The sequence below is a fragment of the Simplicispira psychrophila DSM 11588 genome (genome assembly GCF_000688255.1).
GTDB lineage: Bacteria > Pseudomonadota > Gammaproteobacteria > Burkholderiales > Burkholderiaceae_C > Simplicispira > Simplicispira psychrophila.
In genome coordinates this window covers 127,595-152,394 of sequence record NZ_JHYS01000002.1, presented here as the reverse complement: position 1 = coordinate 152,394, position 24,800 = coordinate 127,595, and the positions used below count along the sequence as shown (strand labels likewise).

The following is a 24,800-nucleotide window of genomic DNA, read 5'->3' as shown; positions in this document are numbered from 1 at the left end:
CTACTTCCCATGGACTCTTCTTCCTCTTCATGCGCTGCTGATCCCGCCAACCTACAGGCCACGCAGGCTTTGCACATTGCTTGGGCGGGCATGGTGGCGCTGGCCGTCGCCATGGGCATTGGCCGTTTTGCCTTTACCCCCCTGCTGCCGATGATGTTGCACGACGGCGTGGTCGATATCGCCGCCGGCAGCTGGCTGGCCACGGCCAATTACTTTGGTTACCTCGTCGGTGCGCTGCTGTTCATGTCCTTGCCCTGGCTGGGACGGCGCCTAGGCCCGATGCCCGGCCATGCGCTGCTGGTGCGCGGCGGGCTGGTGGCCACGGTGTTGCTGACAGCCGGTTTGGTGCTGCCCTGGCCGCTGTTGTGGCCGACGCTGCGCTTTGGCGCGGGTGTGGCCAGTGCTCTGGTATTTTTGGGCACCACCAACTGGTGCATGGGGCGTTTGATGGAATTGGGCCAGCCGGCGTTGGGCGGCTTGATTTTTTGCGGGCCAGGCGTGGGCATTGTGCTAACGGGTCTGTCGGCCAGCGCCATGGTGGCCGCGGGCTGGACAGCCGCGGCGGGGTGGGCGGTGTTTGCCGTGCTGGCCGTGGGCATGAGTGCCGTGGTCTGGGCGACGTTTCAGCGCCGCGCTGGTGCCGCCGCGCCGCAAACGGCGACTGCGCAGGCCGTGGTGACACCGGGCCCCATGGCGCAGCGCAGCTTGCTGGCACTGGCGTATGGGCTGGCGGGCTTTGGCTACATCATCACCGCGACTTTCTTGCCGGTGATTGCGCGCGCGGCACTGCCGCAAGGCTCCCTCTGGCCCGACCTGTTCTGGCCGCTGTTTGGTGCCGGCGTGGCGCTGGGGGCGTGGCTGTCGACGCGCATTTCCGGTGCGCGTGATCGGCGTGTGTTGCTGGGGCTGGCCTATTTGGTGCAGGCCAGCGCCATCGTGCTGGGCCTGGTCTGGCCGGGGCGCAGCGGTTTTGCCCTGGGCAGTTTGCTGCTGGGGTTGCCATTCACCGCCATCACTTTTTTTGCGCTGTACGAGGCGCGCCGCCAATGGCCGGCAGCGGGCGCCAGTTTTACGGGCCTGCTGACCGCGCTGTATGGCCTTGGCCAGATCGCCGGTCCACCGCTGGTGGCCTGGTTGCTGACGCAGGCGGCCTCACCGGCGCAGGGCTTTAACTGGGCGCTGGGCCTGGCCGCTCTCGGGTTGGTGGTGGGGGCCAGTTTGTATGGCGTGATGCGCTGGCGCTGGGCGGACTATTGAGGCGTTGGTGGAGGCGGCTGCAGCGGCAGTTCCAGCACAAAGCAGGCACCGCTGCCTCCGTGGTGCCGATCTTCACAAGACACGTGGCCGCCGTGGCGCGCGGCGATAGAGCGCACCAGCGCCAGCCCCAAACCGACGCCGCCGGCGCGTTCGCTGGCGCCAGGGAGACGGTAGAACGGCTCGAAGATGCGCTCGCGCAGTGCTTCGGGCACGCCGGGGCCGTGGTCGCAGACGCGCACTTCAGCCATGTGGGGCCGGTGGGTGCTGCGCCGCAGGCTGACGGTGATCTCGCCCTGGCTGTAGCGGCGCGCGTTCTCCAGCAGGTTGCGCACCGCGCGGCGCAAGAGTTTGGCGACGCCATTCACCTCCAGCGTGTCGGTGCCGGCGTCTAGGTCGGCATCGACGCGCACGCACTCTTCGGCGGCCAAGCCCACCAGATCGACCAGTTCGATGGTGCCGACGTCGGCCTCATGGGCATCCAGGCGGCTGGCCAGCAAAATTTCATCGACCAGTTGATCGAGTTCGGCAATGTTGCGCAGTATTTCGTCGCGGAAGGCGGGCGAGGGCTGGCTGCTGCCGCCCATCAGTTCCAACCCCATGCGGATGCGTGTCAGTGGGGAGCGCAGTTCGTGCGAGGCGTTGGCCAGCAGCGATTTGTGCGACTGCACCAGCGTCTGGATGCGCGCGGCGGCGGCATTGAACTGGCGTGACAGGTCCGCCACCTCGTCGTGGCCGTGCACCGGCACGCGCGCGGCCAGATCGCCCTCGCCAAAGCGCTGCACGCTGTGCTGCAGCACGTCCAGGCGCCCCAGCAGGCGCCGGATGATGGGGAACACGCCGACGGCCACGGCCAGGCCGACCAGGCCCAGCATCCACAAAAATCCAAATGGCGGGCGTGTCCAGAACGCCGCTTCGGGCCCGCCGCGGGGGCCGCGCTCCGCGCGCTCACTGCGGTGGTTTCGCGGTGCCATGTACAGGCTGTATTGCTGGCCGTTGTCGCTTTCGATGCGCAGCTCCAGCCCCTCGTCGGGCGGCCCGGGCACACGCGTCGCCAGACCCGCTACCAAGGGGGTGCCGGCGCTGTTGCGCAGCACCATTTCTCTGCCCTGCGACACCAGGGGCTGGGCGTTCTGTTCCGCGGCGACACGCCAGGCCCAGCCGACCAGCAGCGTCAGCACCGCCACGCCGCCGACCACGGCGAGCCAGATGCGCAGGTACAGCCGGCGGGAAAAGAGATGGATCAGCGACATGGCGGGGTCCGGCTCAGAGCATCCACCTGCATTTAGTCTTGCTGCTTGGCAAACACATAGCCGACGCCGCGTACGGTGAGGATGCGGTGCGGATTTTTGGCATCCGCCTCGATGGCGGCACGGATGCGGCCCATGTGGACGTCGATCGAGCGGTCAAAGGCTTCGAGTTCGCGCCCGCGCACGGCTTCCATGATCTGGTCGCGCGTCAGCACGCGCCCGGCGCGCTCGGCCAGCGCCACCAGCAGGTCGAATTGGTAAGAGGTCAGTTCACAGACTTGCCCCGCCACAGTGACGCTGCGCGCATCGCGGTCGATCTCCAGAGTGCCAAAGCGCAGCAACTGGGTGCTGGGCGCCGGCCCGCCCTCGCGCCGGCGCAGGATGGCGCGGATGCGCGCCAGCAGTTCGCGCGGCTCGAACGGCTTGGGCAAGTAGTCGTCAGCGCCCAGTTCTAGGCCAATGATGCGATCCATCGGATCGCCCTTGGCGGTGAGCATCAAGATCGGCACCTGTGCCACCGCACCCGGCAAGGTGCGGATGCGCCGGCACACGTCCAGGCCGTCCATGTCGGGCAGCATCAAATCCAGAATCACCAAGTCGGGCAGCGCGGCGCCCTCGTGCCCCTGCAAGCGCGCCAGTCCGCTGCCGCCGTCAACGCAGTGCGTGACCTGCATACCCGACTGGCCCAGGTACTCACTCACCATCTGCGCCAGGCGGGTGTCGTCTTCAATCATCAGCAGGTGTGCGTTCATGGCGGTGTGGCGATCCAGGTGAATGCAGCCATGGTCGCTGGCGCGCGTCGCGCGGTGTTGAAGCGGCCGTAAAGCTGGGGTAAATGGCGGCAGGGTGACAGGCGATCCAGACTATTGAAATAGTAGCTATGAGCGCAATTCCATCAAGCGTTTGAGGCTATTTTCATCCGAGAAACCAGGGCGACCAGGATCAGCACCGGCAAGCCCAGCAGGGCGGTGCCAATGAAAAATTCGGTGTAGCCATTGGCATCGACAAAACGGCCGGAAAATCCGGCAATCCACTTCGGCGCCAGCAGCATCATCGAACTGAACAGCGCGTATTGCGTCGCCGAATACTGCACATTGGTCAGGCTCGACAGGTAGGCAATGAACGCCGCCGAGGCAATGCCGCCGGCCAGGTTGTCGGCCGAGATGACGAAGATTAGCCCGGTCAGATCGTGCCCGCGCGTGCCCAGCCAGGCAAACAGCAGGTTGCTGGCGGCGCTGAGCACGGCGCCCAGCATCAGCACGCGCATCACGCCCAGGCGCATCGACAGCACGCCGCCGACAAAGGCGCCCAGCAGCGTCATCACCACGCCAAACACCTTGGTGACGGCGGCGACCTCGTCCTTGGTGTAGCCCATATCGACATAAAACGGATTGGCCATGATGCCCATCACCACGTCGCTGATGCGGTAGACGGAGATCAGCGCCAGGATCAGCACCGCCTGCCAGCGGTAGCGCGACAGGAAGTCGGCAAATGGCTCGACCAGCGCGCCGCGCAGCCAATCCAGCGCGTTTTTGGCCGGCGGAAAGGTGCGCGGCACCGGCTCGCGCGACAGCAGCACCGTCAGCGTGCCGACCAGCATCGACGCCGCCATCACCAGATAGGCCAGCTTCCAGGCGCCGTGTTGGTAGCCGCTGGTGCCCGCCACCTCGGCGCGCGCCGCCAGCCACAGCACCCCGGCGCCGGCCCAGATCATCGCCAGGCGGTAGCCGGTCTGGTAGGTGGCGGCGAGGGCCGCTTGGCGCTCGGTATCGGCCGATTCGATGCGAAAGGCGTCCAGCGCAATGTCCTGCGTGGCCGAGCCAAAGGCCACCGCCAGCGCGCACCACACCACCGGCGCCAGCGCCAGTTGCGGGTCGTTGAAGGCCATGCCCACTAATCCCGCTATTACCAGACCCTGCGACAGCAGCAGCCAGCTGCGCCGCCGCCCCAGCCAGCGCGTCAGCAGCGGCAGCGGCAGCCGGTCCACCAGCGGCGACCAGACCCACTTGAAGGCGTAAGCCAGCCCGACCCAGCTGAGGTAGCCGATGGTGGTGCGGTCCAGCCCGGCCTCGCGCAGCCAGAACGACAGCGTGCCCAGCACCAGCAGCAGCGGCAGGCCGGCAGAAAACCCCAGCGTCAGCATCCGCAGACTGGCCGGCTCCAAGTACACCCGCAGCGTCTGGCGCCAGGGCGGGCGCTGCGGGGGGGGAGGCGCTGGGTTGGAGGTGACGGGGGTGACCGCAGTGGGCGCGGACGCCGTGGAAGCCGAAGGGGAGGAAGACATGGTCAATCGTGCGGGAGAGGGGGCGGCAGGGTCGAAAGAGAAGGGGCGGTGACAGTGCCGCGCGGTTTCTCTATTATTCCCCGATGTGTCTTTTCTGCCCCTCTCCTTCGTTGGCGTCGTCCTCCCGTCTCTGGCCTGGGCGGCGCGGTTTTTTGCTGGCCACGGGCGCGGCGCTGGTGCTGCCGCTATCGGTGCCAGCGCTGGCGCAGGTCGATGTCGGCGACGCCTCCGGCCTGCGCAAGCTGGTACCGGCCGACACGCTGGAAGGCGCTGCCACGCAGCAATACAGCCAGCTGCTGGCGCAGGCGCGCGCCAAAAAAGCCCTGGCGCCGGACAACCATCCGCAGTTGCAGCGCCTGCGCGCCATTGGGCGCCGCCTGGTGCCGTTTGCCGCGCAGTGGAACCCGCGGGCGCGCGATTGGCGTTGGGAGGTCAACTTGATTGGCAGCCCACAGATCAATGCCTTTTGTATGCCCGGCGGCAAGATCGCCTTCTATACCGGCATCCTCGAACAGCTCCAACTCACCGACGACGAGGCGGCCATGGTCATGGGCCACGAAATGGCGCACGCCCTGCGCGAACATGCCCGCGCCCAGATGGCCAAAAGCCAGGCCACCAACCTGGGCCTGCGCCTGGGGGCGCAGCTGCTCGGCCTGGGCGATCTGGGCAGCTTGGCGGCCAACTTGGGCGGGCAGTTGCTCAGCCTCAAATTCAGCCGGGGTGATGAAAGCGACGCCGATCTGGTCGGCCTGGAGATGGCGGCGCGCGCCGGCTACAACCCTCAGTCTGCCGTCACCCTGTGGCGCAAGATGGGCCAAGCCAGCGGTGGCCAGGGTGGGCCCTCCTTCCTCTCGACCCACCCCAGCGGTCCGCAGCGCATCCGCGAACTGGAGCAGAACGTGCCCAAGGTGCAGGCCTTGTATGCGGCGGCGCGCCGAGGCGGTTGATGCAGACTTGCCCGCGCCGCCTGTAGGCGCACAGGCCGACTTGGCGCCTGCCTTGCGTCAAGTGCGTGCAGCCTCATTACCATGGCTGCATCACGTTTTACCAAGGAATCTGTCATGAAAAAATTGTCTATCCGCACTTTGGTAGTGGCTACGGTAGTGGGCGTTGCAGGGATGACCATGGTGGGTTGCACCACGACCAAAGAGAGCGCGCAAGGTTCACAGCGTTCGGATCGGGTGTCGCTGGATGCCCAGGTCGATGCCACCTTGTCACGCCTCTATCAGGCCGCTCCTGGCTCTCGCGAATTGATTGCGCGCGCCAAGGGCGTGCTGGTGTTTCCGGCCGTGATTGGCGGCAGTTTTGTGATCGGTGTTGAACATGGTGAAGGCCAGTTGCGCGTCGGCAACAAGGCGCACAGCCGCTACACCACCAGCGGCGCCTCCATCGGCTGGCAGGCTGGCGGCCAGTCCAAGGCGGTGATCTATGTGTTTAGTACCCAGGACTCGCTCGACAAGTTTGTCAATGGCAATGGCTGGTCGGGTGGTGTGGACGCCACCGTGGCGGCAGGCCATGTCGGTGCCAATGGCAGTATCGACACCCAGACCATCCAGGCGCCGGTGAGCAGCTACGTACTGACCAACACCGGTTTGGAAGCTGGCGTGTCGTTGCAGGGCTCGAAGATCACGCGCGTCACGCGATAAGCGATTTATCAAAAACCATAGCTTCAAGCGCTTGCCAAGTGGGCGCTTGAAGCCTAAAACACTCTATATTTTCCTGTAGAGGTGGGTCTTACCAGACACGGAACAAATCCAGCGTGCGTATCCACAGCAACGCTGGTACGGCGCCAGCGGCGGCCAGCAGCGCGATGGCCCCCACCGTCCGCACACCCGATACCCCGGCACGGCGCAATTGCGCCAGCGCCAGCACCATACCGCTGCCCCAGGCCAGCGCCAGCAGTGCCAGCTGCGCCTCAGGTAACCAGGTAAAAATAATGCCCTCGCTGCGCAGCTGTGTCAGCGTGAGCATCGACAGACCCAAAAACAGATTTGCTGCGGCCATCGGCACCAGGCACAGGGCCAGCACCTTCCAGTCGGTGCGCGCCAGGCGGGCAGCGGCGGCGGTGGCCAGATGCGCCAGGCCACCGACCAGCAGCGCCGTGCCGCTGAGCCAGACGACGATGCCGGCACCATCAAGCCAACTGAACACATCGGATACCTGCGGGTAATGCGTCAGTACCCACCAGGGTGCGTTGTCGGCCAGCGGCCAGAAGATGTCGCGCTCGACCAGCCAGGTGGCCATCCATTGCTTGGCTTGGACAAAGCCCGGCGCCATCGTCCATTGAAACGCGCCCAGCGCAAACCCCAACATGCCGTACAGCAGCAGCAGCGCCTCGTAGCGGCCCACGTCGCCGGGCTGGCTGTGGACGATCTCGCTGCCCGGCCAGCGCCCGCGCAGTGCCACCGCGCCCCTGTGACCGCTGCAACGTCCGCATGAATGGCACTGCGCTGCGCTGGAGAGCGTGCTGACGTTGAGCAACGGCGGGCAATCGACCGCCGGGATGTGGGCCGGTTGTGCCTGCCAAGCGGCGCGGTCTACCTGAAAGTGCAGCGGTGCCAGCCGTGCCAGCAGGGCAAACACGCCGGTGACCGGGCACAGGTAGCGGCACCACACGCGCTTGCCCCGGCCATAGACGATGCCCACGGCAATGGCGGCCACGGTCGAGCCGCCCAGAATCACCAGCACCGGGCCGGGATATTCGTAAACGCTGATCAGCTGGCCATACAGCGTGGTGCCCAGAAACCCCACCAGCGGCCAGCCGGGCCAGCGCATCCAGCGCGGAATGGCTCGTCCTTTGCCGGGCCGGCCGACAAATTCGGTCAGCGCACCTTCCGGACACATCACGCCGCACCAGAAGCGCCCGACCAGCAACATCGAGGCGATGACAAACGGCCACCAGATGCCCCAGAAGGCAAACTGCGCCACACGCGTGAAGTTGTTGGCCATGCGCGCATCTTCCGGCGGCAGCGGCAAAAAGGCCGGTACGGCGACCAGCACGAAATACAGCACGACGATGGCCCACTGCAGGCGCGCAATGGCGCTGCGGTGGCGCGCCATCCAGTCGCCCAGCCGCGCCAGCCGCGTGCGCGGTCGCTGGCGTGGCATGAAATGCAGGGGCTGTGTAGTCATTCAGCGTGCAAGGGGATGGCGGACTTGGGCACCGCGCGCGCCGGCCACCCGTGCTGCACCGCCATCAGCAGCCAAAAGCCAAAGAACACCACCACGTTGGCCGTGGCCGGGCGGGCACGGTAGCCAAACAGGTCGGCCAGCCACTTGCCGGCGCCGGCGCCATCGTCCAGCCAGGCGCTGGTGTCCCACAGTGGATCGGGGCCGGGCGGCAGCCATTTCAGGCTGATCAGGCGGTCACTGCCCAGCACCAACATGCCAGCGGCAAACAACAGCAACAAATTGGCACTGGCGCGCAACACCTGGTGCTGCGGCAGCAGGCGCAGACCGCGCGCGGCGGCCCAGGCGGTCACGCCGGCCAGCGCAAAACCAGCCAGCGCCGACGGCAGCAACGCGCCCCAGCCGGCGCCCGAGGCCATGCCTTGTAGGAAGATGACGGTTTCTGCGCCTTCGCGTGCCACGGCCAGCGCGGCCACGGCGGCAATGCCCCAAGCGCCTTGGCGTGCGGCGGCGTTGTCCAGCGCGCTCTCCATCTCGCGGCGCAGGCCACGGGCGTGGCGGCGCATCCACAGCACCATGTGCGTCATCAGCAAGGCGGCAAACACGATCAGCAGCGTCTGAAAAATCTCCTGTCCCTCGTCGGGCAGGATGCCCAGCGTGCCTTGCATCAAGGCCGCCAGTGCCACGGCCAGCGCCAGGCCGGCCAGCACGCCGCTCCACAAGGCGGTGCGTGCGCCACCACCGCCGCGCCCGTTGACCCAGGCTGACAGGATGCCGATGACCAGCATGGCTTCCAGGCTTTCGCGCCAGACGATGACAAAGGCGTTGACCATGGGGATTCCTGTTACGGGTTAGCGGGAAACGATGCGGCCTTGCGCCGTGTCTGGGTGGAATTCACCAAAAAAGCGGTAGCTGCCCGGCTTGAGCGGGGCAAACACCACAAAGCTGGTGGCGCCAGGCGCTAGCACTTTTTCCTTCTTCAGCTCCAGGCTCTCGAACTCTTCGGCGTCGGTGCCGGCGTTGTGCAGTACCAGCTTGAAGCGGGTGTTGGCCGGCACAACCACCTCGGTCGGGTCAAAGTGGCCGTTCTTCATTTCTAGTCGGAAGGTGGGCAACTCTTGTGCTGCTACCGCGCCCGCCGCCAGGGTCAGAGCCGCGCAGGCCAGCAGTTGGCGTGCGTACCGTGCCATCAAAAGCCCACCCGGGCACGCAGCCCGACCACGGCAATGCCCTTGGCGTCCGGATCGGCAGCGGGGCGTGCCATGTATTGCAGGCTGGGCGTGATTTCGACGTGCTTGTTCAGGTGGATGCGGTAGTACAGCTCGCCAAGGCGCTCCGCGCCGCGCGCGGCGTGGCCGTAGGTATCTATTTCTGCCACCGACGCGGCGGCAAAACGGCCGCTGGTGCGTAACAGGCCCAAGGCCATGCCCAGGCCATCGGCGCCGCGACCCCAAGCCGAGCCGTCCAGCTCACCGCCCACGGTCAGGGCGCGGTTGAAACGCGCGCTGCCTGAAGTCTGCTGTCCGTAGCGGCCAAACAGCGTCAGGGTGTCGGTGACGCGCTGATCCGCCGAGAGGCCAAAGCCGCTGTGGCGCGCGGCGCTGTCGTCAAAGTTGCTGGCGCGGGCGTTGCTCCAGACGTAGGCGCGGTAGGTGCCGGGCAGCATATTGATGCGCGGCGATACCCATGCCTGGGCAATGACCAGCGGCTTGCCGCTGCTGGCGCTGAAATTGGCGCCGTTGCCGGCACCAAACACGCCGATCGATGCGCCCCAGGGTAGGGCCTTGTCGCGGGCGTCTTCGTAGGCGGCAATGGCGCCGGGCGAGAAGCCGTAACGGTCAGCGCCCAGGTCGCCACCCGAGTCGAGCAGCGGGTTATGCACAAAAACGTTGTTGGCAAAGTGCCGGGTCTCATCGTCGGCAATGCTGTTCTGGTCAAAGAACATGAACGGGTCGATCTTGCCCAGCGTGAAGCTGGCTTTGCGCCCGTTGCTGGCGTTGCCGATCGGCATGTCCAGCTGGTACCAGGCCTGCGCCAGGGTGAATTGCGTGTCGTCCAGGTCGCTGCCGCCAAAGGTGGTGCTGTTGGCCGTGCCGGTGTAGGTCGGGCGCAGCGCCAGGCCTTCGCCTTGGCCAAAGCGGGCGTGCACAAAAATCTTCCCGGTGTTCTTGCCAAATGTGCCGCCGGGGAGGGTCGCGGCGACATCGCCCCGGTAGTTGGCGCGGCTGTGGCCGGCGCTGGGGTCGTCCAGGTCGCCGCGCCGTGCCTGCTGCACCATGCCGGTCAAGCTGCCTTCGACGCTGATGCCCTCCAGTGCTTTGATCAATTTGCTGGCCGGCGATTGCAGCGCCTGCTGCTGCGCTTCCACGGCTTTGATGCGCGTCGCCAGCTCGGGCTCGTTCTCGCTGAGGCGGTCACTCTCTAGCGCGCTGCGCAGTTGTGTGTTTTGTGCTTCCAGGCGCTCGACGCGCTCGACCAGTGCCTGGAGTTGCGCCAGCATCGCATCGGTGTGGGTCGCGGCCACTGCGCTCAAAGGCAGCGCGCCGGTACACAGCGCCGCGGCTAAAGCCAGGGCGGTGCGTTGACGTAAAAAGGGGTGCATTTCAATATCCGCCTTTTTTACCGATACCGGCGTAGGTGAAGTCCCACTCCAGCGTCACCGGCTTGAACCAGGGGCGCACGCCGGTGGCGCGGTCGGTGTGGCGGCCGTAGTGCAGGCCCATGGTGTTTTCTGGTGCATTGGGGGCGTACACGGTGTACTTGACGTGGTATTTGCCGGGGCCGGCGAGCTTGACGTTGTCGCCGTAGTGCGGGCCGTCGCTGGCCACCATCGGCATCATGTCGCCCTGGATGACTTCGCCCGAACCTTGCTTGGTCAGCTGGTACTTGACCAGCAGAAACGGAATCCAGCTGCCCTCGGCATAGCCGTTGACGTTGTTGCCCAGGGCGTGGATGTCGGCTTCCAGGTGGATGTCGGACTCGGCCACTTTGCGCATGTGGCCGTCGGGCTCCATTTCCACGGGTTGCAGGTACACCGCCCCCACTTCCATGCCGGCGACGTTGTGCGGTGCGCCAATTGGGTATTCCAGTGCCAGGGCGGGCAGACTGAGGGCGAGGGCGCTGGCGAGAAGCAGGGAACGAAGCGACATGGGACAAACCTTTCTGGTGGCTGAATGAGATCAGTGCCAGATTTTGCCTCGCGTATTGAGAATTTTTCTCGTTATCGTTTCTATTTTGGATGTTGTTTGCGCAAAATCAACCGCTGCGCCGCCACCCTCCAACGGGAATCAGGAGATAGAAATAAGGTTAAAACAGCCTCTAGGCCTTGATGGGTAAGCGCCTTAAGCTATTTTTATAGGAGTAACGTGGCATGTGGTCAAAGCACGGGCACGCTGGCTCCGCGCCCGTGAGCGCCCGCCGGTTTCAGGTGCCCTGGACGTACGGGTTGCTGCTGCGCTCGCGGCCGAGCGTGCTTTCGGGGCCGTGGCCAGGGATGAAGACGGTCTGATCGCCCATCGGCCACAGGCGCTGGACGATGCTGTCGATCAGCTGCTGGTGGTTGCCCTGGGGAAAGTCGGTGCGCCCGATGCTGCCGGCAAACAGCACGTCACCGACAAACACGCGGTCGATTTGCGGGGCGTGGAACACCACGTGGCCGGGGGTGTGGCCGGGGCAGTGGCGCACATTGAGCGTCTCGTTGCCAATCTGCACTGTGTCGCCGTCGTGCAGCCAGCGCGTGGGCGTGAAGGGCTGCGCTGGAGGAAAGCCGAACATGGCGCTTTGCTGTACCAGGCCGTCGATCCAGAACTGGTCGCTGGGGTGCGGGCCGATAACGGGCAGCGCGTAGGTGTCGGCCAGTTCGCCGACACCGCCAGCGTGGTCAATGTGCGCATGCGTGACCCACAGCGCCTTGAGCGTCAGGCCCCGTTGCGCTATGTGGGCCAGCAGCACGGGGATGTCGCCCCCGGCATCAATCAGGGCCGCCTCTTGCGTGGCATCGCACCAGACGATGGAGCAATTTTGCTGGAACGGAGTGACGGGAACGGTGAGGTACTGGAGCATGGAACAGGGAACGCTAATTGGTTGGCAAAACCAATCATTTTGCCAAAAATGCGCAAAGACCTTTCATTGGCCTTACAACTCTCGCGTTCATGTGCCTCCGGGCAGTACCAGTCGCCCATCGCGCAGCGCCTGCAGGAGCAGGTGTGGCGTAGCGCAGATGTGTGCTTCCAGCGCCAGCGCAGCCCGCGCCTCGCGCCCGGCTAATGCGAGTTCAAAAATTTCGGTGTGTTCGGCGTGCACGTCGCGCACTAGACCGGGCAGGACGATGGCGCAGCAGCGGTAGCGCTCGCTGTGGCGTGCCAGTACGCGCAGCACCTTGTGCGTCCAGGGCGAAGCTTGGCCGGCCAGCAGCGCGTCGTGAAAACGCACGTTCAGCGCCTCCCACTGGCGCCGATAGGCGGCGGTAATCGGCTGCTCCAGGGCAGAAATAGCCTCGTAGCTGGCGCGCAACTGGCTGCGCCAGACGTCGCCACCGTGGCGGATGGATTGGCGCAGCGCCTCGATTTCGATGTGCACGCGCAGCCGCGTGATGTCTTCCAGGTCGCTGATGGCAATCGGCGTGACGCGAAAGCCGCGCTGTCCTTCGGCGCTGACCAGGGCGTCGCTGACCAGCCGCGTCAGGGCTTCGCGCAGCGTGCCGGCGCCGACGCCGTATTGCGTGCGCAGGTGCTCGATGCGCAGCTTGCTGCCGGGCTCCAGGCGCCCTTCGATGATGTCGTCGCGCAACTGGTTGTAGGTTTGCTCGGTGAGCGTGCGCGAGGTGTCGATCACGGCGCTCTGTGCGCTGTCGTCGGCAGTCGCAGCAGGGAGAAAAGGACGTTTGGCCATGGTAGGGAAAAATGCTGAATGGGCGGAGGATGACAGGGCAGGCCAGGGCGGCGCAGGATCAGCGGGCACGCTCTTGCAGGCGCGCCAGGCGATAACTTAACTGGGGCCGCGTCAGGCCCAGGGCGCGGGCGGCGGCGGCCAGGTTGCCACTGGCACGCTGCACGGCTTCACGGATCAGCGTGTCTTCCAGCACTTCCAATGACAGGCCGCTGCGCTGCAGGGTGTCGTACAGGGCGCTGGCCTGCGCCGGGTCGGCAGGCGCTGCGGATTCCAGCGCGCCAGCGGCGTTGACGGTGGTGCTGGCGGCGCTGGTGTGATGGTGCTGCTGCGGAAACAGCATCGGCGCATCAATCAGTGCCCCCGGTGGGGTCAGGATGAGCCCGCGCTCGATCAGATTCTCCAGCTCGCGCACATTGCCCGGCCAGTCGTGTTCGCGCAGGGCGCTCAATGCCCGTTCGGTGAAGCCCTGCGCACGTTTGCCGTGCGTGGCGGCGTATTGCGCCAACAGGTGGCGCGCCAGCGGCTCGATGTCGTCCACGCGCTCGCGCAGCGGCGGAATGCGGATCGGGTAGACGTTCAGGCGGTACAGCAGGTCGCGGCGAAAACGCCCTTCGGCCACGGCCTGTTCTAGGTCGATATTGGTGGCGGCGATGACGCGTACATCCACCTTGCGCGTTTGCGCGCTGCCCAAGCGCTCGATCTCGCCCTCTTGCAGCACGCGCAGCAGCTTGGCCTGTGCCGCCAGCGGCAGCTCGCCCAGCTCGTCGAGCAGCAGCGTGCCGCCGTGGGCGCGCTCAAAACGCCCGGGCCGCGCGCTGGTGGCGCCGGTGAAAGCCCCTTTCTCGGCACCAAACAATTCGCTCTCGATCAGTTCGGCCGGCAGCGCGGCGCAGTTGACGGCGATAAACGGCTTGTCCGCGCGCGTACTCAGGGCGTGCAGCGCGCGCGCCACGCGCTCTTTGCCGACGCCGGTTTCTCCCGTCAGCAGCACCGTCACATTGGTCGGCGCCGCCATGCGCAGTAAATCCAGGGTCTGATTGAAGGCGGGTGAATTGCCGATCAGTGTGGTGCTGGCGGCGCTGGGCTGCAATTGCGTACGCAGCGCTTGCACCTGTGAATTCAGCTCGTCCAGGCGTACCAGCATCGAGTCGGGATCGTAGTCGCGCGCCATGGCATCACCGTCGGGCCATTCTTCGGCAAAGCGGCCCTCAATCAGGCAGTGGCTGGGCCCGGCGCCAGCGCACTGCGTTTCCTTGTACAGCGTCGGGCGACCAAAAAAGGCGCTGGTGTAGCCCGAGGCATAACCCAACAGCATCCAGCACACCGGCTCGGATTGCACGCCAAAGTCGCGCGTATGCACTTCGGCTTCCCAGCTGTGATCCCAGCGAAAGACACCGCGAAAGTGTCCCGCCGCCTCATCCACCTCAAACACCTGCGGCGTGACCTGTACTGCGCCTTCAAGCATGTGCAGCTGCGGGCCGACGGCAAACACATCAAACAGCGAGGCATGAGGACGCACTTGGCGCGCCAGCAGCGCATCGCCCTCGCCCGAGGCGTACCCGGCGCGCAGCAACAGGCAGCGCGTGTTTTGTGGCCCCAGCGTGGCCATCAACTCGCGCCGCAGCGCCTGCAGCGCGGCGGCGTGTACCAGCAACATGCGCTGCCCGGACAGCCAGATGCGGCCGTCGCCGCTGGAAAAGTGCACCAGTCGACGCAAGTCGGCATCAGATGGCAGGGCAGGGAGCGAGGGAGGCGTCATGGTGCAACTATCGATAAAAAATGAAATTGGCGCCATACGCAATCACCCCTAAAACCAAAAATTTCATCAAATGCGCACTTTTCTGTAGCGGTAGGTGATGAATTCATCATGCTGCATTGCACCAATGTAAATACAAGTGTCAGGGTTTCTGCGGAGGACATGTCGCTTGGGCACGCGGTCACGTTCTGGCGGGGCGATTCGAGATGAAAAAAGAGCGGCATTTTTAGGGACTAACCCTAGTTTTATCGATATTAAGCCTTTTTTGGTGTGGACTGGCACGCTCCCTGCAAGCACTTCAGCGTACCAAGCCATGCCAGGAGCCCCTATGCAGACTGCCGCCCACATTGATTTTGAAACCCTGCCTGAATGTGATGTGTCACGCCGGTTTGTGCGTGTGCTGAATCGGCGCAGCAATGGTTTTATCGAGTTCGAGTTTTCCATCGGCTGGCCCGAGTTGTCGGTCGAACTGATGCTGCACGAACGTGACTTTGAGGAATTTTGCGTCGCCCAGAAGGCGCTCCGGTTGCACGACTAAAGCCATCAATACCTCTATCGCCAGCGTGCCGCTTTCCATCCACCCCGAGGAGACAAACCCCCATGAACGTTGATTTGCAAGCGCGGACTATCCAGCCCCTGCGCAACACTTTTAAGCGCGTCGCTGCGTATACCGGTGACAAGGTGGCCTCGCGTTACCAAGAGGCGACGCTGGGCGTGCAGCCGACTGCCAACTTCCAGTACCGCCCGACCTGGGAGCCAGAGTTTGAGTTGTTTGACACCGGTCGCACCGCCGTCAAGATGGCCGACTGGTATGCACTGCGCGATCCGCGCCAGTTCTATTACGCCAACTGGACGATGGCGCGCGCCCGACAGCAAGAGGCGATGGAGTCGAACTACCAGTTCGTCGAATCGCGCGGCCTGATCGCCAAGATGCCCGACGCCTTGCGCGCCAAGGCGTGCGAAGTGCTGCTGCCGCTACGCCATGTGGCTTGGGCCGGCAACATGAACAACTGCCAGGTGTGCTCACGCGGCTACGGCACGGCGTTCACTGCGCCGGCCATGTTCCATGCCATGGACCAATTGGGCGTGGCGCAATACCTGACGCGCCTGGGGTTGGCGCTGGAAGAGCCGGGCGCACTCGACGCCGGCAAAAAGGACTGGCTGGAAGACCCGCGCTGGCAGGTGCTGCGCCGCTACGCCGAAGACACGCTGGTGGTGCTCGATCCGTTCGAGCTGTTTGTGGCGCACAACCTGGCGCTCGACGGCTTGCTGTTCCCGCTGATCTACAACCACTTTGTCGATGACCAACTGGCCACGCAGGGCGGCACAGCGGTGTCGATGTTGACGGCCTTCATGCCCGAGTGGCACACCGAAACCACGCGCTGGATTGACGCGGTCATCAAGGTAGCTGCCGCCGAGTCGGACGACAACTGCAGCCTGATTACCGGCTGGTACCAGTCTTATGTGCAGCAGGCCCAAAAGGCCTTGGCGCCCGTGGCCGACATGGCACTGGGCGAGCGCGGCGCTGCTGTGTTGCAGGACGTACGCGAAGCCCTTGACGCCCGTGCCCGCAAAGCCGGCTTGGCTGTTTGAGCCCGCAGGAATTTAGGAATAGCCATGACCACACCCGTGATTTCCAAAGTTTTTATTGCCTTCCAGGACAACGAAGAGTCCCGTCCGGTGATCGAGGCCATCCTGGCCGACAACCCTGAAGCCGTGGCGGTGCAGTCGCCCGGTCTGGTGAAGATCGACGCCCCCGGCCGTCTGGTGGTGCGCCGCGAGACGATCGAAGAGATCGTGGGCCGCCCGTTCGATTTGCAGCAAATTCAGGTCAATTTGGTCACGCTCTCGGGCCGCGTCGATGAAGACGACGACGAGTTCTCCCTGAGCTGGTTGAACTGACCGCACCCGCGCACCGTACCCCCGAAAAATACACAAGGAGACCATGATGGACGCCCCTGTTAGCAAAAAGAAATTGGGTCTGAAAGACCGCTACACCGCCATGACGCGCGGCCTGGGTTGGGACACCACCTACCAGCCGATGGACAAAGTGTTCCCCTACGATAAATACGAAGGCATCAAGATCCACGACTGGGACAAGTGGGAAGACCCGTTCCGCCTGACGATGGAGTCCTACTGGAAGTACCAGGGCGAAAAAGAGAAAAAACTCTACGCCGTGATCGAGGCCTTTGCGCAAAACAATGGCCAGTTGGGGGTGTCAGATGCGCGCTACATCAACGCGCTGAAACTGTTCATCCAAGGCGTGGTGCCGCTGGAGTACTACGCCCACCGTGGCTTTGCCCATGCCGGTCGCCACTTCACCGGCCCCGGCGCACGCGTTGCGGCGCAGATGCAGTCGGTAGATGAGCTGCGCCACTTCCAGACCGAAACCCACGCCCTGTCGCACTACAACAAGTACTTCAACGGCATGCACAACGGCAGCCATTGGTTTGACCGCGTGTGGTTCCTGTCGGTGCCCAAGTCGTTCTTTGAAGACGCGCTGACCGCTGGCCCGTTCGAGTTTCTGACCGCCGTCAGCTTCTCGTTTGAATACGTGCTGACCAACTTGCTGTTTGTGCCCTTCATGTCGGGCGCGGCGCACAACGGCGACCTGTCCACCGTCACCTTTGGCTTCTCGGCACAGTCGGACGAGTCGCGCCACATGACGCTGGGCATTGAGTGCATCAAGTTCATGCTGGAGCAAGACCCGGGCAACGTACCGATCGTGCAAGGCTGGATCGACAAGTGGTTCTGGCGCGGCTACCGCGTGCTGACGCTGGTGGCGATGATGCAGGACTACATGCTGCCCAAGCGCGTGATGAGCTGGAAAGAGGCGTGGGAGATGTATGCCGAAGAAAACGGCGGTGCGCTGTTCCGGGACTTGGCGCGCTACGGCATCCGCGAGCCACTGGGCTGGAAGATGGCGTGCGAAGGCAAGGATCACATCAGCCACCAGGCGTGGAATATTTTCTATAACTACACCGCTGCGGCGCCCTTTCACACCTGGGTGCCCAAGGAAGAAGAAATGCAGTGGCTGTCGGAAAAATACCCCGACACCTTCGACAAGCACTACCGTCCCCGCCTGGAGCACTACCGCAAAGAGCACGAAGAAGGCCGGCGTTTCTATAACAACACGCTGCCGATGCTGTGCACCACCTGCCAGATCCCGATGGGCTTTACCGAGCCGGGCGATGCGACCAAGATTTGCTACCGCGAAAGCGAGTTTGAGGGCGAGAAGTACCACTTCTGCAGTGACGGCTGCAAGGGTATCTTTGACCACGAGCCCGAAAAATACATCCAGGCCTGGCTGCCGGTGCAGCAGATTTACCAGGGCAACTGCTTCAAGCCTGGTGTTGATCCGACCGCTGAAGGGTTTGACCCGCTGATGGCCGTGCTCGATTGGTACGAGATGGAAGTGGGCCGCGACAACTTCGACTTTGAAGGCTCGGAAGACCAGAAAAACTTTGCCGCTTGGCGCGGTGAAGAGCTGCCACCGATCCCTGGCGCCGCTGCTGCTGCCGCCGCAACCGCTACGGAGAAAGCAGGAGACAAGCCATGAGCGTCAAAGCCCTCAAGCCCTACAAATTTCCGGCCAAGGACGTGCGTGCCAATTTTCCGGCACCGCTGCTGTTCATTGGCTGGGAAGACCATCTGATGTTCTGCTCGCCGGTGGCCCTGCCGCTGCCGGCCGATACGCCCTTTGGTGCCCTGACCGCAGCCGTTTTGCCCGGCGTGTATGGCGCGCACCCGGACTTTGCGCGCATCGACTGGGATGCGGTGGAGTGGTTCAAGTCCGGCCAGCCCTGGACGCCCGACCCGGCCAAAACCCTGGAAGGCAACGGCCTGATCCACAAGGATGCGATCCGCTTTCGCACCCCAGGCCTGACTGGCATCGAAGGTTCTTTCAGCTAATCCGCGAACTCGTTAACCCGTTCAAGCAAGGCATCCCCCGGGCGCAGCCATCAGGCAGCGCCCGGGCCAGACACTCCATGAGCTATCAACTGACCCTTGAACCCCTGGGCGCCACCATTGAAGTGGCAGACGGCCAGACTCTGCTGGACGCCGCGCTGCGCCAGGGTATTTACATTCCGCACGCCTGCGGCCACGGCCTGTGCGGCACCTGCAAGGTGCAGGTCACCGACGGTGAATTCGACCACGGCCCGGCGAATCCGTTTGCGCTGATGGAGATGGAGCGCGACGACGGCATGGCGCTGGCCTGCTGCGCCACGCTGCTGTCCGACGCCACCATCGAGGCCGACCTGGAAGACGAGCCTGATGCGCAGGTGATTGCCGTGCGCGACTTTGTCGCCACCGTAGCGCGCATCGAGCAGCTGACGCCGACCATCAAGGCGCTGCACCTGACGCTGGACACCCCCATCCACTACCAGGCTGGGCAATACGTGCAGGTGCAGATTCCGGGTGTCGAAGGGGGGCGGGCGTTCTCGATTGCCAACGCGCCTGGCCCCGACGGCACCAGCAGCGAGATTGAACTGAATGTGCGTTTGGTGACCGGCGGCGCCGGAACGACGTGGCTGCACGAGCAACTCCAGGAAGGTGACCGGGTGGCGCTGACCGGGCCGTACGGGCGATTTTTCGTGCGCCGTTCGGCAGCGGTGCCGATGGTCTTCATGGCCGGCGGCTCAGGCCTGTCCAGCCCGCGCGCCATGATTTTGGAGTTGTTGGCCAGTGGCTGCACGCAGCCGATCACGCTGGTCTACGGCCAACGCTGCGCCAGCGAGTTGTACTACGACGCCGAGTTTCGCGCGCTGGCGGTGCAGCACCCGAACTTCACCTACTTGCCGGCCCTGTCGGAGGTGACGGAGGTGTCGGAAGGCGCTGCAGGTGAGGGTTGGAGCTGCGCCAAGGGCTACGTACACGAGGCCGCGCAGGCGCACTTTGGCAGCAGCTTTGCCGGCCACAAAGCCTACCTGTGCGGGCCGCCTTTGATGATTGAAGCCTGCATCCGCACGCTGATGCAGGGGCGCCTGTTTGAGCGCGACATCTACACCGAAAAATTCCTGTCGGCGGCCGACGTGCAAGACGCGCGCAGTCCGCTGTTTCGGCGCGTCTGAGGAGCGACTGGCGATGTCACCCTCGGCTTTGGCCCCGGAACGCGTGCAAGTCACGATTGCACAAACCGGCGACACCTACGCCTGCACCACCGACGAGAGCTTGCTGGAAGGCATGTTGCGCCTGGGGCGCAAAGGCATTCCGGTCGGCTGCGTCAACGGCGGCTGCGGTGTCTGCAAAGTGCGCGTGCTGTCCGGCCAAGTGCGCCTGCTCGGGCCGGTCAGCAGCGCCCATGTCAGTGCGCAAGAACGCGCCAACGGATACACCCTGGCCTGCCGGGTGGCGCCCACCGAAGCGGTGCGGCTCGAAGTGGCAGGCAGGCTGAACAAGCCTTTTTCACTGGGTTGGGGCAAGCCCACGGCGCCCCCAGCCACCCCCGCGATACAACAACTGAAGGAGACATGAAATGGGTGTACTAAGAATGGGCCACGCAAGCATTCGGGTCATGGACATCGATGCTGCCGTCAACCACTACGAGAACGTTCTGGGTCTGAAAACCGTGATGAAAGACAACGCCGGTAATGTCTACCTGAAGTGCTGGGACGAGTGGGACAAATACTCGCTCATCCTGACCCCGAGCGACCGTGCTGGCTTGAACCACGTCGCCTACAAAGTCGAAAAAGACGAAGACCTCGACGCCCTGCAAACGCGCATCGAGGCCTGGGGCGTCAAGACGACGATGCTGGCCGAAGGCGCGCTGCCCTCGACGGGCCGCATGTTGCAGTTCAACCTGCCCAGCGGCCACGAAATGCGCCTGTACGCCATGAAGGAATACGTCGGCACCGACGTCGGCACCCTCAACCCCGACCCGTGGCCCGACGGTATCCGTGGCGCCGGTGCGCACTGGATTGACCACTGCCTGCTGATGTGCGAGATGAACCCCGAAGCCGGCATCAACACGGTGGAAGACAACACCCGCTTCATGCGAGAGTGCCTGGATTTCTTCTTGACCGAGCAGATTTTGGTTGGCCCCGAAGGCAAGATGCAGGCCGCCACCTGGCTGGCCCGCACCAGCACACCGCACGACATCGCCTTTGTCGGCGGCCCGACCAGCGGCCTGCACCACATCGCCTTCTTCCTTGACTCATGGCACGACGTGCTCAAGGCGGCCGACATCATGGCCAAGAACAAGGTCAAGATTGATGTCGCCCCGACACGCCACGGCATTACGCGCGGCGAGACCATTTACTTCTTTGACCCGAGCGGCAACCGCAACGAAACCTTTGCCGGTCTGGGTTACCTGGCGCAGCCGGATCGCCCGGTCACTACCTGGAGCGAAGACCGCTTGGGCAGCGGAATTTTCTACCACACGGGTGAGCTGGTGTCCTCGTTCACCGACGTCTACACATGATCGCCTGAGCACCTCCGCCCGCTTTTTTTGACGCATCGCATGAAAGAAAAAACTATGCAACGACATTTTGCTGCCGCCGCCGTGCTGGCGCTGCTCGGGGGGCTGGCCCCCCTGGCGGCGCAGGCTGAGGGCCACTATGTGCCCGGCGTGGAAGGCATTCAAGGCTCCAGCGTGCCACCGCCCGGTTTTTATTACCTGGGCTACCTGGTGCACTACGACATCAACCATTTTCGCGCCCCTGGCTCCAGCAGCAATCTGCCTGGCTCCAACACCGGCAGCGTGACGGCGCTGGCCAACCGCTTTGTCTGGATGACCGGACAAAAACTGTTGGGCGCCGACTACGGCGTTGAAGCCATCGTGCCAGTGCTGCGCACCTCGCTGGACATTGGTGCCGCGGCTATTACTGACCGCCACACCGGCGTGGGCGATGTCTATCTAGGCCCGCTGGTACTCGGTTGGCACGGCACGCAGTGGGACGCCGTGGCCGCTGCTGGTGTGTGGCTGGACAACGGCAGCACCAGTCGCCCGGCATCCCCCGGCAAGGGCTTCAAAAGCACCATGCTGACGGGGGGCATGACCTACTACTTTGACAGCGCGAAAAGCATTTCCGGCTCGGCCCTGATGCGCTTTGAGCGCAACGGCAAGATGGACAACGGTTTTCGCCATGGCAACCAGGCCACCATCGAATGGGGCTTGGGAAAAACCTTTGGCCCGGTGCAGGCCGGCATCGTCGGTTACAGCCAATGGCAAACCAGCAACGACAGCGGCCCTTTCGCCAGCACCAACAAGTCCTCACGCCACGCGCTGGGTGCTGAAGTGGCGTACCCGCTCGCTCCCGGCACGGTGCTCAAGGGCGCCCTCTACAAAGAGCTGCGCGCTGAAGCCGGCACCGGGCCACAGCCCAAAGGCACGCTGCTGCGCATGACGCTGCTCAAAGCGTTTTAAGCCGGAGCACGTCCATGTCTGATTCGACTTCCTCCGTTTCCGCCCTATCCGCCACTTTTGTGCACAGCCAGGTGCAGCGCGTCATTGCGGCGGCCCCCGCGTTGCAAGCGGCAGCGGCAGCGGTGCAGGCAGCCAGCGACTTGGGCATGCCCGTCAACATTGCGTTGGTGGACGCGGCGGGTGTGCTGGCGGCCTTTGTGCGTATGCCTGGCGCACCGCTGCACTCCATCGACATTGCCATCGACAAGGCCTACACGGCGGCCAGCTTTGGCCTGCCGACCGGGCAATGGCCCGAGGTGCTGGCGACGCACTCGGCGGCGGTGCGCGAAGGCATCGTGCTGCGCCCGCGCTTTGTCGCCTTTGGTGGCGGCTTGCCGATAGTTGAAGGCGGTGTGCGCATTGGCGGCATCGGCGTCTCGGGCGGCAGTGAAGCCCAAGATGAAATCATTGCCCGCGCTGGCTTGCGCGTTCTGGGGCTTGACCTCTGACTTCTGCGAACCCCGCGCCCTCTCTACTGAACCTTGACTATGAAAAACATCCTGAACTTCATCAACGGCGAATACGTCGCCAGCGAGCGCCAATTTGACAAAAAATCGCCGCTGACAGGCGCGGCCATTGCCACGGTGCACGAGGCCGACAAGGCGCAAGTCGATGCCGCCGTCAGCGCCGCCCGCGCCGCGTTGGATGGCCCTTGGGGCCAGATGAGCGTGGCCGAGCGTGTTGAGCGCCTGCACGCCGTGGCCGATGGCATTAACCAGCGCTTTGATGAATTTCTGGCGGCCGAATGCGCCGACACCGGCAAGCCAATGAGCTTGGCGCGCCACATCGACATCCCCCGCGGCGCGGCCAACTTCAAGGTGTTTGCCGACATCGTTAAAAACGTCCCCACTGAGTTTTTTGAGACCGCCACGCCCGATGGCCGGGGTGCCATCAACTACGGCTACCGCGCACCCATCGGCGTGGTCGGCGTGATCTGCCCGTGGAACCTGCCGCTGCTGCTGATGACGTGGAAAGTCGGCCCGGCGCTGGCCTGCGGCAACACCGTGGTCGTCAAGCCGTCGGAAGAAACCCCGCAAACCGCCGCCCTGTTGGGCGAGGTGATGAACGCCGCCGGCATTCCGCCCGGTGTGTACAACGTGGTGCACGGCTTTGGCCCTGGCTCGGCCGGTGAGTTCGTCACCACCCATCCTGGCGTCGATGCCATCACCTTCACCGGCGAAACGCGCACCGGCGAGGCCATCATGAAGGCCGCCGCCCACGGCGCGCGCCCGGTGAGCTTGGAAATGGGCGGCAAAAACGCCGCCATCGTGTTTGCCGATTGCGACTTTGACGCCGCCATTGAAGGCACGTTGCGCTCGGCCTTCGTCAACTGCGGCCAAGTGTGTTTGGGCACCGAGCGCGTGTATGTTGAGCGCCCGATTTTCGATAAATTCGTCGCCGCTTTGAAGCTGGGCGCTGAAGGCATGAAAGTCGGTCTGCCGGACGATGCTGCCACCAGCATGGGCCCGCTGATCAGCAAAGAGCACCAAGAAAAAGTGCTGTCGTATTACCAACTGGCGGTCGAAGAAGGCGCCACCGTCATCACTGGCGGCGGTGTGCCGGATATGGGTGCGGACTACGCCGGCGGTGCTTGGGTGCAGCCGACCATTTGGACGGGATTGTCCGAAAGCGCCCGCGTCGTCAAAGAAGAAATCTTTGGCCCCTGCTGCCATATCTCGCCGTTCGACAGCGAAGAAGAAGTGCTGGCCAAGGCCAACGACAACGTCTACGGCTTGGCGACTGCCATCTGGACACGCGATTTGGCCCGCGCCCACCGCACGGCGCAGCGCATGAAGGTCGGTCTGGCGTGGGTCAACAGCTGGTTCCTGCGCGACTTGCGTACGCCGTTTGGCGGCTCCAAGCAGTCCGGCATTGGCCGTGAAGGGGGCGTGCACTCGCTGGAGTTCTATACCGACATGAAAAACGTCTGTATCAAGCTCTAAACAAGCCCGATGGACAGTTTATTTTGAATAAAAATAGGCTCTAGCCCTTTAAATACGTGCGCTAGTAGCTATCAAATTAATAGTAATTAAACGCTTATCAATATGACCCCTGAACTCCATTCCACCCTGGGCGATGAGCTGTACGACGCCCTCACCGGCTGCCGCACCGTCACGCCCCTGAGCACGCGCCACCCCGACATCACCATCGAAGACGCCTACGCCATCCAGCAGCGTTTGATTGCCCGGCGCGTTGGCGCGGGCGAGCGTGTGGTTGGTAAAAAAATTGGTGTCACCAGCCAAGCGGTGATGAACATGCTGGGCGTGTTCCAGCCCGACTTTGGCATCTTGCTCGACGGCATGGTCTACAACGAAGGCCAGCCGATTGAAGCCAAAACCCTGATCCAGCCCAAGGCCGAGGGCGAAATCGCTTTTGTGCTGAAGCGCGATTTGATGGGCCCGGGCGTCAGCGCTGCCGATGTGATTGCGGCGACCGAAGGCGTGATGGCCTGCTTTGAAATCGTCGATTCACGCATCGAAAACTGGAAAATCAAAATCCAGGACACCGTCGCCGATAACGCCTCGTGCGGCGTATTTGTGCTGGGCGACCGCTTGGTCGATCCGCGCGATGTGGACTTGGGCACCTGCGGCATGGTGCTAGAGAAAAACGGCGAAATCGTCGCCACCGGCGCGGGCGCTGCGGCGCTCGGCCACCCGGCCAACGCCGTGGCGTGGCTGGCCAACACGCTAGGCCGCTTGGGCATGGGCCTGAAGGCGGGCGAAGTGGTGCTGTCCGGCTCGCTGGGCATCATGGTTCCAGTGCAGGCCGGCGACAGTTTGCGCGTCAGCATCGGCGGCATCGGTGGCTGCTCAGTGCGCTTTATTTGACATT

26 protein-coding genes are annotated in these 24,800 nt (G+C 64.1%); 15 read left to right on the top strand and 11 right to left on the bottom strand.

Annotated elements, in window-relative coordinates:
- Positions 1 to 9 precede the first annotated feature (9 nt).
- Entirely contained in the window at positions 10 to 1,257 is a 1,248-nt protein-coding gene (locus Q390_RS0102680; RefSeq protein ID WP_027994697.1) for a YbfB/YjiJ family MFS transporter, read from the top strand.
- On the opposite strand, the gene Q390_RS0102675 is transcribed toward Q390_RS0102680, so the two are convergent.
- The 3 genes from Q390_RS0102675 to Q390_RS0102665 form a co-directional block, all read right to left on the bottom strand.
- The gene (locus tag Q390_RS0102675; protein ID WP_027994696.1) at positions 1,251 to 2,507 is read right to left on the bottom strand and encodes a sensor histidine kinase; all 1,257 of its coding nucleotides are present in this window, start codon (positions 2,505 to 2,507) and stop codon (positions 1,251 to 1,253) included. The genes Q390_RS0102680 and Q390_RS0102675 overlap by 7 nt on opposite strands.
- A gap of 32 nt (positions 2,508 to 2,539) precedes the next feature.
- Positions 2,540 to 3,256: a response regulator gene (locus Q390_RS0102670; protein ID WP_027994695.1), complete on the bottom strand. Its 717-nt coding sequence runs from the start codon at positions 3,254 to 3,256 to the stop codon at positions 2,540 to 2,542.
- A gap of 143 nt (positions 3,257 to 3,399) precedes the next feature.
- Positions 3,400 to 4,788 carry an AmpG family muropeptide MFS transporter gene (locus Q390_RS0102665; RefSeq protein WP_027994694.1) on the bottom strand — a complete coding sequence of 463 codons (1,389 nt, stop codon included), beginning with the start codon at positions 4,786 to 4,788 and terminating at the stop codon, positions 3,400 to 3,402.
- 83 nt (positions 4,789 to 4,871) lie between these two features.
- Here Q390_RS0102665 and Q390_RS0102660 point away from each other — a divergent pair, with 83 nt between their 5' ends.
- Positions 4,872 to 5,735, top strand: coding sequence for a M48 family metallopeptidase (locus Q390_RS0102660; RefSeq protein ID WP_051602998.1), 864 nt, complete (start codon positions 4,872 to 4,874; stop codon positions 5,733 to 5,735).
- Between the two features lie 114 nt (positions 5,736 to 5,849).
- Entirely contained in the window at positions 5,850 to 6,434 is a 585-nt protein-coding gene (locus Q390_RS0102655; protein ID WP_027994692.1) for a BPSL1445 family SYLF domain-containing lipoprotein, read from the top strand.
- A gap of 88 nt (positions 6,435 to 6,522) precedes the next feature.
- On the opposite strand, the gene Q390_RS0102650 is transcribed toward Q390_RS0102655, so the two are convergent.
- The 8 genes from Q390_RS0102650 to Q390_RS0102615 all read right to left on the bottom strand — a co-directional run bounded on the left by Q390_RS0102650 (position 6,523) and on the right by Q390_RS0102615 (position 14,566).
- Positions 6,523 to 7,920 (bottom strand): 4Fe-4S binding protein, encoded by a 1,398-nt coding sequence (locus tag Q390_RS0102650; RefSeq protein WP_245606846.1) that lies wholly within the window; start codon positions 7,918 to 7,920, stop codon positions 6,523 to 6,525.
- A complete protein-coding gene (locus Q390_RS0102645; protein ID WP_027994690.1) occupies positions 7,917 to 8,750 on the bottom strand; it encodes an FTR1 family iron permease in 834 nt (277 codons plus the stop codon). Before Q390_RS0102645 ends, Q390_RS0102650 begins: the two co-directional genes overlap by 4 nt.
- Positions 8,751 to 8,768: 18 nt before the next feature.
- Positions 8,769 to 9,107: a cupredoxin domain-containing protein gene (locus Q390_RS0102640; protein WP_037472016.1), complete on the bottom strand. Its 339-nt coding sequence runs from the start codon at positions 9,105 to 9,107 to the stop codon at positions 8,769 to 8,771.
- Complete coding sequence (locus Q390_RS0102635; protein WP_037472015.1) at positions 9,107 to 10,519, bottom strand: carbohydrate porin; 1,413 nt, start codon at positions 10,517 to 10,519, stop codon at positions 9,107 to 9,109. Before Q390_RS0102635 ends, Q390_RS0102640 begins: the two co-directional genes overlap by 1 nt.
- Position 10,520: 1 nt before the next feature.
- Positions 10,521 to 11,066: an iron transporter gene (locus Q390_RS0102630; RefSeq protein WP_027994687.1), complete on the bottom strand. Its 546-nt coding sequence runs from the start codon at positions 11,064 to 11,066 to the stop codon at positions 10,521 to 10,523.
- 274 nt (positions 11,067 to 11,340) lie between these two features.
- A complete protein-coding gene (locus Q390_RS0102625) occupies positions 11,341 to 11,979 on the bottom strand; it encodes an MBL fold metallo-hydrolase (RefSeq protein WP_027994686.1) in 639 nt (212 codons plus the stop codon).
- Between the two features lie 87 nt (positions 11,980 to 12,066).
- Positions 12,067 to 12,807: a GntR family transcriptional regulator gene (locus tag Q390_RS0102620; protein WP_027994685.1), complete on the bottom strand. Its 741-nt coding sequence runs from the start codon at positions 12,805 to 12,807 to the stop codon at positions 12,067 to 12,069.
- Positions 12,808 to 12,865: 58 nt separating this feature from the next.
- Entirely contained in the window at positions 12,866 to 14,566 is a 1,701-nt protein-coding gene (locus Q390_RS0102615) for a sigma-54-dependent Fis family transcriptional regulator (RefSeq protein WP_027994684.1), read from the bottom strand.
- A gap of 325 nt (positions 14,567 to 14,891) precedes the next feature.
- Here Q390_RS0102615 and Q390_RS0102610 point away from each other — a divergent pair, with 325 nt between their 5' ends.
- From Q390_RS0102610 to dmpE, 12 genes are all read left to right on the top strand, one after another.
- The gene (locus Q390_RS0102610) at positions 14,892 to 15,101 is read left to right on the top strand and encodes a phenol hydroxylase subunit (protein WP_027994683.1); all 210 of its coding nucleotides are present in this window, start codon (positions 14,892 to 14,894) and stop codon (positions 15,099 to 15,101) included.
- Positions 15,102 to 15,163: 62 nt separating this feature from the next.
- Positions 15,164 to 16,156: a ferritin family protein gene (locus Q390_RS0102605; protein ID WP_027994682.1), complete on the top strand. Its 993-nt coding sequence runs from the start codon at positions 15,164 to 15,166 to the stop codon at positions 16,154 to 16,156.
- A gap of 39 nt (positions 16,157 to 16,195) precedes the next feature.
- Positions 16,196 to 16,465 (top strand): MmoB/DmpM family protein, encoded by a 270-nt coding sequence (locus Q390_RS0102600; protein WP_027994681.1) that lies wholly within the window; start codon positions 16,196 to 16,198, stop codon positions 16,463 to 16,465.
- A 46-nt stretch (positions 16,466 to 16,511) separates the two neighbouring features.
- A complete protein-coding gene (locus tag Q390_RS0102595; protein ID WP_027994680.1) occupies positions 16,512 to 18,122 on the top strand; it encodes an aromatic/alkene/methane monooxygenase hydroxylase/oxygenase subunit alpha in 1,611 nt (536 codons plus the stop codon).
- The gene (locus tag Q390_RS0102590) at positions 18,119 to 18,475 is read left to right on the top strand and encodes a phenol hydroxylase subunit P4 (protein ID WP_027994679.1); all 357 of its coding nucleotides are present in this window, start codon (positions 18,119 to 18,121) and stop codon (positions 18,473 to 18,475) included. The genes Q390_RS0102595 and Q390_RS0102590 overlap by 4 nt, the downstream gene beginning before the upstream one ends.
- Before the next feature lie 77 nt (positions 18,476 to 18,552).
- On the top strand, positions 18,553 to 19,635 hold the full coding sequence (locus Q390_RS0102585; RefSeq protein ID WP_027994678.1) for an NADH:ubiquinone reductase (Na(+)-transporting) subunit F: 1,083 nt from the start codon (positions 18,553 to 18,555) through the stop codon (positions 19,633 to 19,635).
- A 13-nt stretch (positions 19,636 to 19,648) separates the two neighbouring features.
- Positions 19,649 to 20,038 (top strand): 2Fe-2S iron-sulfur cluster binding domain-containing protein, encoded by a 390-nt coding sequence (locus Q390_RS0102580; RefSeq protein WP_027994677.1) that lies wholly within the window; start codon positions 19,649 to 19,651, stop codon positions 20,036 to 20,038.
- A 1-nt stretch (position 20,039) separates the two neighbouring features.
- Positions 20,040 to 20,984, top strand: a complete 945-nt coding sequence (locus tag Q390_RS0102575) for a catechol 2,3-dioxygenase (RefSeq protein WP_027994676.1) — start codon at positions 20,040 to 20,042, stop codon at positions 20,982 to 20,984.
- Positions 20,985 to 21,038: 54 nt separating this feature from the next.
- Complete coding sequence (locus Q390_RS0102570) at positions 21,039 to 21,929, top strand: SphA family protein (RefSeq protein ID WP_037472072.1); 891 nt, start codon at positions 21,039 to 21,041, stop codon at positions 21,927 to 21,929.
- Positions 21,930 to 21,943: 14 nt separating this feature from the next.
- Positions 21,944 to 22,417, top strand: a complete 474-nt coding sequence (locus Q390_RS0102565) for a GlcG/HbpS family heme-binding protein (protein WP_084153738.1) — start codon at positions 21,944 to 21,946, stop codon at positions 22,415 to 22,417.
- 39 nt (positions 22,418 to 22,456) lie between these two features.
- The gene (locus Q390_RS0102560; RefSeq protein ID WP_027994673.1) at positions 22,457 to 23,911 is read left to right on the top strand and encodes a 2-hydroxymuconic semialdehyde dehydrogenase; all 1,455 of its coding nucleotides are present in this window, start codon (positions 22,457 to 22,459) and stop codon (positions 23,909 to 23,911) included.
- Between the two features lie 102 nt (positions 23,912 to 24,013).
- On the top strand, positions 24,014 to 24,796 hold the full coding sequence (dmpE, locus tag Q390_RS0102555) for a 2-oxopent-4-enoate hydratase (RefSeq protein ID WP_027994672.1): 783 nt from the start codon (positions 24,014 to 24,016) through the stop codon (positions 24,794 to 24,796).
- Positions 24,797 to 24,800: the final 4 nt, after the last annotated feature.